Origin of the sequence: Corallococcus sp. AB049A (genome assembly GCF_003668885.1) — a bacterium.
In the GTDB taxonomy this organism is placed as follows: domain Bacteria; phylum Myxococcota; class Myxococcia; order Myxococcales; family Myxococcaceae; genus Corallococcus; species Corallococcus interemptor.
Genome location: NZ_RAWL01000256.1, coordinates 1 through 12,532 on the forward strand (window position 1 = coordinate 1; position 12,532 = coordinate 12,532).

The 12,532-nt window shown below is 69.6% G+C and carries 12 protein-coding genes; 7 read left to right on the forward strand and 5 right to left on the reverse strand.

Going from position 1 to position 12,532, the window contains the following annotated elements:
- A partial coding sequence (locus D7X55_RS24925; protein ID WP_121724392.1) for a neutral zinc metallopeptidase occupies nt 1-798 on the forward strand: 798 nt, incomplete at its 5' end.
- Here the strand turns inward: D7X55_RS24925 and D7X55_RS24930 are convergent.
- Nucleotides 782-1,234 (reverse strand): hypothetical protein, encoded by a 453-nt coding sequence (locus D7X55_RS24930; RefSeq protein ID WP_121771138.1) that lies wholly within the window; start codon nt 1,232-1,234, stop codon nt 782-784. The genes D7X55_RS24925 and D7X55_RS24930 overlap by 17 nt on opposite strands.
- A gap of 351 nt (nt 1,235-1,585) precedes the next feature.
- On the opposite strand from D7X55_RS24930, the gene D7X55_RS24935 reads away from it, so the two are divergent.
- Together D7X55_RS24935 and D7X55_RS24940 are read left to right on the forward strand one after the other, a co-directional pair.
- Complete coding sequence (locus D7X55_RS24935; protein ID WP_120550404.1) at nt 1,586-3,133, forward strand: parallel beta-helix domain-containing protein; 1,548 nt, start codon at nt 1,586-1,588, stop codon at nt 3,131-3,133.
- Between the two features lie 39 nt (nt 3,134-3,172).
- Nucleotides 3,173-4,399 (forward strand): SO2930 family diheme c-type cytochrome, encoded by a 1,227-nt coding sequence (locus D7X55_RS24940; protein WP_233610044.1) that lies wholly within the window; start codon nt 3,173-3,175, stop codon nt 4,397-4,399.
- A gap of 3 nt (nt 4,400-4,402) precedes the next feature.
- On the opposite strand, the gene D7X55_RS24945 is transcribed toward D7X55_RS24940, so the two are convergent.
- Nucleotides 4,403-5,689: a dicarboxylate/amino acid:cation symporter gene (locus tag D7X55_RS24945; protein ID WP_120550402.1), complete on the reverse strand. Its 1,287-nt coding sequence runs from the start codon at nt 5,687-5,689 to the stop codon at nt 4,403-4,405.
- Between the two features lie 163 nt (nt 5,690-5,852).
- Between D7X55_RS24945 and D7X55_RS24950 the strand changes: the two genes are divergently transcribed.
- Together D7X55_RS24950 and D7X55_RS24955 are read left to right on the forward strand one after the other, a co-directional pair.
- Nucleotides 5,853-6,044 (forward strand): hypothetical protein, encoded by a 192-nt coding sequence (locus tag D7X55_RS24950; protein ID WP_120550401.1) that lies wholly within the window; start codon nt 5,853-5,855, stop codon nt 6,042-6,044.
- Between the two features lie 24 nt (nt 6,045-6,068).
- Nucleotides 6,069-6,785, forward strand: a complete 717-nt coding sequence (locus tag D7X55_RS24955; RefSeq protein ID WP_121724395.1) for a S8/S53 family peptidase — start codon at nt 6,069-6,071, stop codon at nt 6,783-6,785.
- A 21-nt stretch (nt 6,786-6,806) separates the two neighbouring features.
- Here D7X55_RS24955 and D7X55_RS24960 read toward each other — a convergent pair whose 3' ends face one another.
- Both D7X55_RS24960 and D7X55_RS24965 read right to left on the reverse strand, forming a co-directional pair.
- A complete protein-coding gene (locus D7X55_RS24960; protein ID WP_121724396.1) occupies nt 6,807-8,921 on the reverse strand; it encodes a catalase in 2,115 nt (704 codons plus the stop codon).
- Nucleotides 8,922-9,063: 142 nt separating this feature from the next.
- Nucleotides 9,064-10,086: an NADP-dependent oxidoreductase gene (locus D7X55_RS24965; protein WP_120550398.1), complete on the reverse strand. Its 1,023-nt coding sequence runs from the start codon at nt 10,084-10,086 to the stop codon at nt 9,064-9,066.
- A 185-nt stretch (nt 10,087-10,271) separates the two neighbouring features.
- Here D7X55_RS24965 and D7X55_RS24970 point away from each other — a divergent pair, with 185 nt between their 5' ends.
- Together D7X55_RS24970 and D7X55_RS24975 are read left to right on the forward strand one after the other, a co-directional pair.
- Nucleotides 10,272-10,832, forward strand: a complete 561-nt coding sequence (locus tag D7X55_RS24970; RefSeq protein WP_120550425.1) for a Uma2 family endonuclease — start codon at nt 10,272-10,274, stop codon at nt 10,830-10,832.
- A 96-nt stretch (nt 10,833-10,928) separates the two neighbouring features.
- Entirely contained in the window at nt 10,929-12,089 is a 1,161-nt protein-coding gene (locus D7X55_RS24975) for a metallophosphoesterase (protein WP_121724397.1), read from the forward strand.
- Here D7X55_RS24975 and D7X55_RS24980 read toward each other — a convergent pair.
- A partial coding sequence (locus tag D7X55_RS24980) for an alpha/beta fold hydrolase (RefSeq protein ID WP_199747134.1) occupies nt 12,067-12,532 on the reverse strand: 466 nt, incomplete at its 5' end. The two genes, D7X55_RS24975 and D7X55_RS24980, sit on opposite strands and share 23 nt — an antisense overlap.

Sequence of the window (12,532 nt, forward strand, 5' to 3'; positions counted from 1 at the left end):
GGCCGGCCGCTGGCGGTGGGCGGTGGCGCCGCGTCACTGGTGGTGGCCCTGCTGGTGATGCTGCTGGGCGGTGACCCGTCCGACGTGCGGATTGGCACGCGCGGCTCTCCGTATTCGCAGCCGGGCACGGGCGGCTCCGGGAACGTGGACCCCCAGGAGGAGCAGCTGAAGGACTTCGCCTCCGTGGTGCTCGCGGACACCGAGGACACCTGGCCCGGTCTGCTGGAGCCCCAGGGCATCCGCTACGTGCAGCCGCACATGGTGCTCTTCTCCGGCGCGGTGCAGTCCGCGTGCGGCGCGCAGGAGAGCGCGGTGGGGCCGTTCTACTGCCCGGGCGACCAGAAGGTGTACCTGGACCTGAGCTTCTTCGACGAACTGGAGAGCCGCTTCGGCGCGCCCGGTGACTTCGGCCGCGCGTACGTCATCGCGCACGAGGTGGGGCACCACGTGCAGAACCTGATGGGCGTCTCCCGCAAGGTGCAGTCGCTGCGAAACCGCGTGAGCGAGGAGCAGGCCAACCAGCTGTCCGTGATGACGGAGCTCCAGGCGGACTGCTTCGCCGGCATCTGGGCCCACCACGCGCAGAAGGCGCGCAACATCCTGGAGCAGGGCGACGTGGAGGAGGGCCTGGGCGCCGCCAGCGCCGTGGGCGACGACACCCTCCAGAAGCGCGCCCGGGGCCACGTCGTCCCCGAGTCCTTCACCCACGGCTCCGCCGCGCAGCGCATGACCTGGTTCAAGCGCGGCCTGGAGCAGGGGACGCTGGAGGCGTGCGACACCTTCAACGCCGGCCGGTAGGTGCCCCGGGCATCGGCATGCGCTGCTGCTGCGTGCCGATGAGCGGCTGCTGAAGCTGGTACGTCCCGTTGAGCGGCTGCTGCAGTTGGTACGAACCGTTGAGTGGCTGCCGCAGCTGGTACGTCCCGATGAGCGGCTGCTGGAGCTGGTACGAACCGACGAGCGGCTGCTGCAGCTGGTACGTCCCGTTGAGCGGCTGCTCCAGTTGATACGAACCGGCGAGCGGCTGCTGGAAGCCGCTCTCCGCGGGTGGCTGATACCAGTAATTGTTCCAGAAGGTGCTGTCGCCGGATTCGCTTGTCAGTGATTGCCGGTCATCCAGGTTCTGCGAGTCATTGCCCTGGGGGGCATCCATCGCTTCGTCCTGCTGCGCCAGGACCGTGACCGGACCGGACGCGAGCGCCACCACCAGGGTCACCAGGGGGCCCGTGCGCATGGGAGTCTCCTTCCTCGGGCCGCGGGAGAGGGAAACGGACGCCACGGCCTCCTTCTCAAGATGACCGCGCGGGTCGGCTCCGGCGAGCACGGCGCACGGCGTCCATGCCTGCCCGGGCGCCATTCATGGGGCCGTGCGTCATTCGCCTTCCGAACACATTGCGAACGATAGGCTTACCGCCTGCGCGTGCTTTTTCCTGCGTGGCCAAAGGGGCGCTGCGTCAAAATACAAACGTGAAACTTGTACTTGTCGTCCGTGTGTCTTTGCTCCGAGCATGCCGCCTTCCCGCTGCTTCGCGGGTCGCGGGCGCTTCCCCGTGGCCCATGCGGAGCGGCTTCGCGGAGGAACGACATGCCCCGTTTGCAGTGGACACGCGCTACGTGCGCGACCCTTCTGGCCCTGGTGGGGGCCCTCTCGTTGACCGCCTGCTCGGATGACGAAGACAACAAGCCGGACCCGGGCGGCCCGAAGGTGGACGCGGGGACGGACGCGGGCACGGAGACGGACGCCGGCACCGACGCGGGCCCCACCGTGGACACGGGCATTCCCTGGGACGGCGGCAGCGCGGGCGACTTCTCCTGCGAGGGCAAGACCCAGACGACGTTGAACTTCGCGCCGGGCCAGGAGGAGGCGCTCCAGGACCAGGTGAACACGCTGGTGGAGTGCACCACCATCACCCTGGCGCCGGGCACGTACACCTTCGACAACGCCATCACCATCCGCCAGAACGGCATCACGCTGGTGGGCGCGGGCAAGGGCGCGAAGGGCGAGGGCACGGGCGGCGCGCAGAGCACGGTGCTGGTGTTCACCGGCGCCGCGGCGAACTCCAACGGCCTGGACGTGGTGGGCAACCGCTTCACGGTGAGCGACCTGGCGGTGTGGAACGCGAAGAAGGACGCCATCCGCGTGGAGTCCTCCACGGACGTGGTGATGCGCCGCGTGCGCACCGAGTGGGAGCAGGCCGACAATGAGAAGAACGGCAAGTACGGCCTGTACCCGGTGAAGTCCAAGTACGTCCTCATCGAGGACTGCGAGGCGTACAACGCCGCGGACGCGGGCATCTACGTGGGCCAGACGCAGTACGCCGTCGTGCGCAACAGCGTGGCGAAGCAGAACGTGGCGGGCATCGAGATCGAGAACACCCAGTACGCCTACGTGCTGGGCAACACGGCCCAGGACAACACCACGGGCCTGGTGGTGTTCGACCTGCCGGGCAACCCCATCCGGGGCTCCGACATCCGGGTGAAGAACAACATCATCACCGGCAACAACCGGAACAACTTCGCCTCCGTCGCGGCCAGCAGCAGCACGGTGTCGCAGGTGCCGGCGGGCACGGGCACGTTCATGCTGGCGTCGCGCCGCGTGGAACTGACGGGCAACACCTGGGGCAACAACAACACGGTGGACGTGGCGGTGCTGAGCGGCCTCACCATCGAGAAGGACCCCGCGCAGTGGGCGGCGGGTGGCCTCAACTTCGCGAGCGCGGACGTCTACGTCCACGGCAACATCTTCCAGGGTGGCAGCGGCGACAACGTGGACAACGGCAACCTGAGCCCGCAGCTGCGTCCTCTGGGCGCGGCCCTGGCGGCGCTCTACGCCTACGGCGAGACGAAGGGCTCGCTGGGCGTGGAGCACCTGGTGTGGGACGGCGTGGATCCGTTCGGCCATGACCGCACGCAGGTGAACCCCATCAACATCTGCTTCGTCGAGAACACGCTGCCCTCGGGCACCGGCAACGTCATCGCGGACCTGGACCTGGTGGCGGCGGGTGCGCTCGTGGCCAAGGGCAACTTCGCGGGCGGGTGGGCCCTCACGCGGCACTACCCGGCCGACAAGGCGGAGTTCAACTGCGCGGGCTTCACCCCCGCGCTGACGATTGGCGACAACATCCAGCCGTAACAGCGGTCAGGGAGCGTGACACCCATGTGGACGCCGTTCGTGAACCCCCGTCTTCCCGTGGTGCTGCTGGCGCTGTCGCTGGCGGCCTGCGGTTCCTCCGACCCGGAGAATCCCGGGCGCACACCCGACTCGGGGACTCCCGTGTCGGATGCCGGAACGGGGGACGCGGGGGTTCCCGACGCGGGTGATCCGGACGCGGGCACGGATGCTGGAACGGCCGACGCGGGCGTTCCGGACGCCGGGCCCGTGGACGCGGGCCCTCCGCTGGCCATCCCCAACGCGCTGTCGGGCTTCGGGCTGTTCACCGGGAGCCCGGCGGACGGCGGCCTGGTTCCGGTGGAGGGCAACGTGCCCTACACCCTGACCACGCCGCTGTTCTCCGACTACGCGGTCAAGTCACGCACCCTCTTCATCCCCCCCGGAAAGACAGCGCACTACGAGCCCGTGGCCGCGCTGGACCTGCCGGTGGGGACGCTCATCACGAAGACGTTCGCCTTCCCGGCGGACATGCGGAACCCGGACCAGGACGTGCGGGTGATCGAGACGCGCGTCCTGGTGCGCCAGCCCTCCGGCTGGGAGGCGTGGCCGTACGTCTGGAACACGGAGCAGACGGAGGCCACGCTGGCCACCGGCGGCCGGACGCGCGACGTGACGTTCATCGACCTGAAGGGGGAGACCCGGTCGTTCAAGTACGCGGTGCCCTCCAAGAACCAGTGCCAGCAGTGCCACCACCTGGTGGACGACGTGGGCGCGCAGGTGATGCACCCCATTGGCGTGAAGGCGCGCTACCTGCACCGCACGAACACCTACGGCGGCGTGGAGCGTGATCAGCTGGAGTACCTGGCGTCGCTGGGCAAGCTGGACGGGCTGCCCGCTCCGGCGCAGCTGCCCAAGGCGCCGGACGCGTTCGACACCCAGGCGGCGAGCCTGGACACGCGGGCGCGCACGTACCTGGACATCAACTGCGCGCATTGCCACAACCCGAAGGGCACGGCGGGCATCACCAGCCAGCTGTTCCTCAACTTCGACAACGCCAGCGTGTTCAGCCTGGGCGAGTGCAAGCGCCCCGGCTCCGCGGGCGCGGGCGTGGGCGGCGAGTTCGACATCGTCCCCGGCAACCACGCGGAGTCCATCCTCTGGTACCGGATGCACACGGAGGAGTCCGGCAAGATGATGCCGCAGATTGGCCGCACGATTCACCACGCGGAGGGCTCGCAGCTCATCGCGGACTGGATCGACTCCATGCCCGCCAAGACCTGCAAGTAGCGCTCAGGCGGCCGGCGACGGGGGCGGGGGTTCCTCCTCCAGCCCCACGTTGCTGGACGCGCGGTTGTAGACGGCCAGGTCCAACAGGCCCTCCTCGCGCGCCACCAGCACGGGCACCAGCATCTGCCCGGTGACGTTGGTGAGGGTGCGCATCATGTCCAGCACCCGGTCGATGGCGAGCAGGTAGCCCAGCCCCTCCAGGGGCAGCCCCGCGGCGCTGAGGACGACGGTGGTCATCACCACCGCCGTGCCGGGCACGCCCGCGGTGCCGAAGCTGCCCAGCACGGACGCCAGCAGGATGATGAAGAGCTGCGGCGCGGACAGCGTCAGGCCGAAATACTGGGCGATGAAGAGCGACGTCATGGCCGGGTAGATGGCGCCGCAGCCGTCCATCTTGATGGTGGCGCCCAGCGGCACCGCGAACGCCGCGTAGTCGCGGTTGACGCCCAGGTTGTGGGTGACGCTGCGCAGGGCCACCGGCATGGACGCGAAGCTGGAGGAGCTGACGAACGCCACCTGCATGCCCGGCGCGGCGCCCCGGAAGAAGCGCAGCGGGTTGAGGCCGTGCGCGGCCAACAGGCCCCCGTACACGAAGACGACGTGCACCGCGCACGCGAGGTACAGCGTGAGGACGAAGGTGCCCAGGGGCAGCAGGCGCTCGAAGCCGTAGGTGCCCACCAGCGCGGCGATGAGACCGAAGGTGCCCAGCGGCGTCAGCTCCAGCACGAAGCGGGTGACTTGAATCATGGCCTCGCTGGCCTCGCCCACGAGCTTGCGCAGCCGCTCCGTGCGCTCCCCCAGCTTCACCAGCGCGAAGCCCAAGAGGCCCGCGAAGAAGATGACCTGGAGCATCTTGCCTTCGGACAGCGCGGCGAACGGGTTGGTGGGCACCACGTCCAGGAGCACCTGCACCGGGCCGGGCACCTGGCGGGGCTTGTAGTCCGTGGCCGCCTGGAGCGTGCCCACGCCCACGCCCGGCTTCGTGAGGGCGGCGGTGCCCAGGCCCACGCCCACGGCGAGCGCGGCGGTGACGGCGAACCAGAGGAAGGTGCGGCCCCCCAGCGCGGCCATGCTCTTCTGCCCGCGCAGCGCGGACACCGCGTGGATGACGGCGAAGAACACCAGCGGCGTGGCGATCATCCGGATGAGCTGGACGTAGAGCGTGCCCAGCGGCTGGAGCCACACCCCGGCGCGGTCTCCCAGCGCCCACCCGGCGAGCGCGCCCAGCACGAAGGCGCCCAGCACGCGCTGCCAGAAGGGAATGCGGAACCAGCGGGCCCAGAGCTTCATCGCGCGACACCTCTTGCGGCGGTGGACCGGCGGAACCTAACTCCCTCGCGGGTCCGGCGCCGCGTTCCTCATCCGGGGGACGCCCCACAGCATTGCGGCGGGTTTCCCGCCCCCCTAGGCTCCTGCCTGCTTTTCCCCCCAATCCCAAGCCAGGAGTGCTCCCGTGAAATTCACGAGCAAGGACGTGTCGAAGCTGCTGGAGGAAGTGAGCGGGTCCGAGGACCTGATGGCCCACGCCTGCGCGACGTCGTACCTCAACGGGCAGCACTACACCTGGAATGGCACGCAGTGGGTGGGCACCTACTACCCGCAGCTCAAGTACCCCGTGGGCGAGGACTCCAGCGGCTCCTGCTAGGGAAGGTCCCGAGGCCCTGCCCCCATGAAGGTCGCCATCGTGGACAGTGGTGTGTCGGTGGGCTTCCTTCGCGGGGAGGGGCTGTCGCTTTCCGGAGCCGCGAGCTTCACGGTGGACCGGGAGGCGCGGCGCCTGGAGTCCCGCGTCTATTCGCGTGAGGAGCTGGCGGCCTGGCGCGACGGCGCCTGTGCGTTGGACGACCTGGAGGACGCGCACGGCCACGGCACCGCGGTGCTGAGCATCCTGGCGGAGCAGGGCCGCCGTCCCGGTGTCGACGTGGAGTGGTACGTCGCGCGCGTGCTGGACGGGCGGATGCGCGGGGACTCGCTGTGCCTGCTGGAAGCGCTGGAGTGGCTGACGCAGGACGTGCGGCCGGACGTCATCAACCTGAGCCTGGGCACCGTGGGCCGCGCCTTCGAGGCGCCCCTCACCGCGCTCCTGGAGCGCGCGGTGGAGCAGGGCAGCCTGGTGCTCTGCGCGGCGGGCCCCGTGTCCGGGCTGCCGTCCGGGCTGCCGACGGTGGTGACGGTGGCGGACGCGGCCATGGCCCACGCGCTGAGGAAGGGCGACATCGTGGACCACGTCGAGGCCGCGGCCACGGTGCGGCTGTACGCGGACGGCGCCTTCCACGAGCGCCCCCTCACCAGCAGCTACGCCTGCGCGCTGGCGGCGGCGCGGGTGCTGCGCGAGGGCTGTCCTCCCGGATGGCGGCACGTCACCGCGTCGCGGCGGACGCGGTGACGTTCACCTTCCGGTGAAGCCTCAGGCCGGGACGCGGGTGTTGTCCTTGCGGTCCCAGTGACGGTGCCGCGCGAGCGCCGCGGAGAACGCGGTGGCCAGCGCGGTGCCCGCGCCCGCCTTGGAGCCCGCGACGACGCCGGGCGCGGCCGGGTCGATTTCACAGGCCTTGAGCAGGTCCTCCGCGTCCTTGGACGCGCCCACCGTCTTGCAGTGCAGGTAGGCCTCCTGCACGAAGTGGCGCGACTCGCCGTCCTTCTTCAGCGTGGCCACGCTCGCGGCGCCGCCGGGGATGAAGACGCCGTCGTACTCCACGGAGGCGGTGGTCATGGCGCTCTTGTCCACCGGCACGTCCTTGCCGTTGGCGGCCTTCACCGTGCCCAGGCGCTTGGCGATGATCTTCACCTTCGCGCCCTGCGCCTCCAGCTCCTTGCGCACCGCCATCAGCTCATCCGCGTCCACGCCGTCCGCGACGAGCACGCCAATCTTCCGCGTCTTGATGGACGGCGGCGTGGTCATCTTCATCGCCTCCATGCTCAGCGCCTTGGACGCGGGCGGGCCCTTGGGCGTCACGGGCGTGGCCTTGGGCGCGGGCAGGCCCAGCCCTTCCGCCACGGCGGACACCAGCAGGGCGTCAATCTTCGCGAAGTGCTCCAGCACGCGCTCCTGGATGGCCTTCGTCTCCACCTTGCCCAGCTCGAAGCGGCACGCGTCGATGAGGTGCTCCTGCTCCGGCCCGGACAGGCTGCGGAAGAAGAGCGCGGCCTGGCTGTAGTGGTCGTTGAAGGAGGCGGCGCGCTCGCGGATCTTCTGTCCGCTCACGGGCTCCGGGTGGTGCACGAAGCCGCCCTGCTTCTGGGACGCGAGGAACGGGCAGCCGCCGCCCAGCGAGTTGGGGAAGTAGTTGGCGCGGCCCACGTTGCTCGTCTGGCGGTGGAAGCCGTCCTGCTGGTGGTTGTGCACCGGCGCCACCGGGCGGTTGATGGGGATCTCCGCGAAGTTCGGCCCGCCCAGGCGCGTCAGCTGCGTGTCCAGGTACGAGAAGAGCCGCGCCTGCATCAGCGGATCATCCGTGAAGTCGATGCCCGGCACGATGTTGGACACGCAGAAGGCGACCTGCTCCGTCTCCGCGAAGAAGTTGGTCGGGTTGCGGTTGAGCGTCATCTTGCCCACCGGCTGCACCGGGGCGATCTCCTCCGGGATGAGCTTGGTCGCGTCCAGCAGGTCCACGCCCAGCGCCTGCGCGTCCTTCTCCTCGAGGATTTGAACGCCCAGCTCGTACTCGGGGAAGTCCCCCTGCTCGATGGCCTCGAAGAGGTCGCGGCGGTGGAAGTCCGGGTCCTTGCCCGCGAGCTTCTGCGCTTCGTCCCAGACGAGCGAGTGCGTGCCGAGCAGCGGCTTCCAGTGGAACTTCACGAAGCGCGAGGTGTTCTTCTCATCCACGAAGCGGAAGGTGTGGACGCCGAAGCCCTGCATCATCCGGAAGCTGCGCGGGATGGCGCGGTCGGACATGATCCACATGATCATGTGCATGGTTTCCGGGACGAGCGACACGAAGTCCCAGAACGAGTCATGCGCCGTCTGCGCCTGGGGAATCTCGTGGTGGGGCTCCGGCTTGGCGGCGTGGACGACGTCGGGGAACTTGATGCCGTCCTGGATGAAGAAGACGGGGATGTTGTTGCCCACCAGGTCGAAGTTGCCTTCCTCCGTGTAGAACTTCACCGCGAAGCCGCGCACGTCGCGCACGGTGTCCGCGGAGCCACGCGAGCCCGCGACGGTGGAGAAGCGCACGAACACGGGCGTCTTCTTGGACGGGTCCTGGAGGAACTTCGCGCGGGTGTACTTCGCCTGGGATTCGTAGGGCTGGAAGTAGCCGTGGGCGGCCGAGCCGCGCGCGTGCACGACGCGCTCGGGGATCCGCTCGTGGTCGAAGCGGGTCAGCTTCTCGCGGAGGTGGAAGTCCTCCAGCAGCGTGGGGCCGCGAGCGCCAATCTTGAGCGAGTCGTCGGTGTGCTCGACGCGGATGCCCTGGTCCGTGGTGAGGAAGTTGCCCGTGGGCTCCGAGCGGTTCCTCGCGAGCTGCTGGTCCTTGCTGTTCTCGTCGACCTGAACCGCGTCCGGATGCTTCTGTGAGGTCACCGCGCTGCCTCCTTCAAGGGGGGCGTGCAGGGTGCCGGACGCGGCGGAGGCCGCACGTCTTGTGTCCCGGGTGTGGGTGGTGCAGGACGCAAGACGGCGGCTGTGTCCGGTGGCGTTCGTTCGCGACGTTGGCCAGCGAGCGTCAGGCGTCCTTCGCCAGGCGCACCAGCATCTTGCCGGTGTTGTCCCCGCGCAGCAGGCCGATGAAGGCGTCGGGGGCCTTGTCCAGGCCGTCCACGACGGTGGCGACGTCCTGGACCTTGCCCTCGCGCAGCCACTGGCCCATGTCGCGCAGGAAGTCCGCGCGGCGGGCGGCGTGGTCGCCGACGATGAAGCCCTGGAGGGTGAGGCGCTTGCCCACGGCGAGGAACAGGTTGCGCGGGCCGGGCGTGGGGGCGGTGGCGTTGTACACGGAGATGGCGCCGCACAGGACGATGCGGCCGTGGTTCTTCATCAGGCCGATGGCGGCCTCCAGGTGGTCGCCGCCGACGTTGTCGAAGTAGACGTCGATGCCTTCGGGGCAGGCCTTGGCCAGGGACTCGGCGATGGGGGTGGTTTTGTAGTCGAGGGCGGCGTCGAACTTCAGGTCGTCGCGCAGGTGCTTCACCTTCGCCTCCGAGCCGGCGCTGCCCACGACGCGGCAGCCCTGGATGCGGGCAATCTGGCCCACGACGCCGCCCACGGCGCCCGCGGCGGCGGACACGAAGACGGTGTCACCGGCCTTGGGCTTGCCGAGGTCGAGCAGGCCCACGTACGCGGTCATGCCCGGCATGCCGAGCACGCCGAGGTACGCGGAGAGGGGGCCCACGGAGGGGTCGGCCTTCTGGTAGTGCTTCGCGGGGGCGACGGCGTAGTCGCGCCAGCCGCCGGTGCCGCCGACGACGAAGTCGCCTTCCTTGAAGTCAGGCGAGCGCGAGCGGAGGACCTGGCCCACGCTGCCTCCGTCGAGGACTTCGCCCAGCTTGAAGGGCGGGACGTAGGACTTCGCGTCGTTCATGCGGCCGCGCATGTACGGATCCACGGACATGAAGTGGTTGCGCACGAGGACCTGGCCCTCGGCGGGTTCCGGGACGGAGACGGTGACGGTCTCGAAGTTGTCCGGAGTGGGTTCACCGTGCGGGCGGGACTTCAGGCGGATTTCACGTCCCTGGAGCGGCGTGGCCATGAGGGGGCCTTTCGTGAAGGTAGAGGAGATCGCGGGCCTTCTAACCGCCGCGTGGGGGCGCGGCAGGGAATTCATTTGAGATGCCTAGGGTAGGGCGCAGGACGTGTGCCCTGTCATGTCGGACGGGCGTGCTAGCTCGTGCCGTCATGGATAGAGTGGTGGGCGGCGAGGATTGGGGAGACGCGATGGGAAAGAAACCCGCGACCTATGCGGACCTGGAGGCGCTTCCCGACCATGTCGTGGGGGAGATCGTCGCGGGGGAGCTGTATGCGAGCCCTCGGCCGACAATGCGGCATGGCACGGTGACCCACCGTTTGGGGGGCGAACTCCTGGGGCCCTTCGAGCGGGGACGGGGTGGTCCCGGCGGATGGTTCCTCATGGAGGAGCCGGAGCTGCACTTGGGAGAGGACGTCCTGGTTCCGGATGTCGCGGGATGGCTGTTGGAACGGATGCCTGATGTTCCAGAAACAGCTGCGACGTCTCTCGCGCCGGACTGGGTCTGCGAGGTGCTGTCGCCGTCTACCCGGAAGCTGGATCGAGAAGCGAAGATGCCGGTGTACGCGCGCGAGGGTGTACGGCATGTCTGGTTGATGGATCCGCGCACGAGCACGTTGGAGGTGTTCGGCCTGCGGGACGGCCGGTACGAAGTGCTGCTCACGCATGTCGGGGATGCTCCCGTGCGCGCGGCGCCCTTCGACGCGGTGGAATTGGACCTCGCGTTCATCTGGGGCCGCAGGGCAAGCTGACGGAGCCGTTCGGTTCCTGTTGCTGGTTCACGGAAGGCGGCCGGACGAGCACGGATTCTGGTGCACGGGGGCTCGATGCGCGGGAGGCTTGTGCGCATGCCGCTGTCTCCGTTCTCGCTCCTCATCGCGCTGGGTGCCGTGCTCGGGCACCTGTACCTGTTCCGGCGGCTGGTGTGGAACCTCACGTCCCGCCGTGGGATCCGGCTCGTCGCCGCGCTCGTGCTGGGCTTCATGACGCTGGTGCTGATTGCCCGGCGGTATCTGCAGCGCACGCTCCCGGAGGCCCCTGGCGACGTCGTGGAGCTGGTGTCCTATTCGTGGATGGGCGTGGCGCTGTGCCTGGTGCTCGCGCTCGCGGGGATCGACGTGGGCCGGGCCGTGCTCGCGTTGGGACGCCGGCTCCGGCCTGCCCCCGCCGTGGATGTCGAGCGCCGCCGCTTCCTGTCCCAGGCCACCGCCGGTGGGGCGCTCGCCCTGGGTGGCGGCCTGGCGGGCTATGGGAGCTGGCGCGCGTTCACCGCTCCAGAGGTCACCGAAGTGGTGATTCGCATTCCGAAGCTGCCCCGCTCACTGGATGGCTTCACCATCGTGCAGCTCACCGACCTGCACGTGGGCCCCTTCATCCAGCGGCGCTTCATGGACGAACTGGTGCGCCGGGCCAATGCGCTCAAGCCGGACCTGGTCGCCATCACCGGCGACCTCGTGGACGGCACCGTGCCCCGGCTGGGCGGCTTCGTCGCGGCGCTCGGCAACCTCCATGCTCGCCATGGCAGCTTCTTCGTCACCGGCAACCATGACTATTCGTCCGGCGCGGAGGCGTGGGTGGCCCACCTGGGCTCGCTGGACATCCCGTCCCTTCGCAACCGGCACGTGCGCATTGGCGACGCGGGCGGCGCGTTCGACCTGGTGGGCGTGGATGACTGGCACGGCGGCCGGCGCCTGGGGCAGAAGGGCTATGACCTGGAGCTGGCGCTCACGGGCCGTGACCCCGAACGCGCGGCGGTGCTGCTCGCGCACCAGCCCGCCAACTTCAAGGTGGCCGCGGAGCAGGGCGTGGACCTTCAAATCTCCGGGCACACCCACGGCGGCCAGCTCTTCCCCATGACGGCGCTCATCGGGCTGAGCTGGGAGCACTCCGCCGGCCACTACCGGCACGCCGATTCCCACATCTACGTCAGCCGGGGCTGCGGCTTCTGGGGGCCACCCATGCGGTTGGGCAGCCCCCCGGAGCTGGTCAAGCTGGTGCTGACTTCGTGAGGAACGCGTCCAGCGCGGCGTTCACCGCGTCCGGATGGTCCAGCTGGATCCAATGGCCAGCGCCCTCCACCACCTGGTGCGCCACGCCTTCGCCCAGCCGGTGGACGCTGCTCGGCGTGTCGTTGTCCGGAGCGACGAGGGAGAACTTCGGCCCCGGGTAGCGCGCGAGCGCCGCCGCCAGGTCGAAGCGCAGGCTGGAGCGCTGCACGGCCGTCACCGCGGACAGCGGCGTCGCGTCCAGGTCCGCCAGCAGCCGCTCGCGCACGTCCGCGCGCGGCCCCGCCATCTGCGCCCAGTCCTGCCGCACCGCCTGCGCCACGTCCGGCGCGTCCAGCGAGGCGAGGTACGCGTTCACCTGCTCCTCGGGGTAGTGGCGATGGTCCGTCATCGGATCCACCAGGAACAGGCCCGCCACCTGGCGCGGATTCTCCCCCGTGTACGCC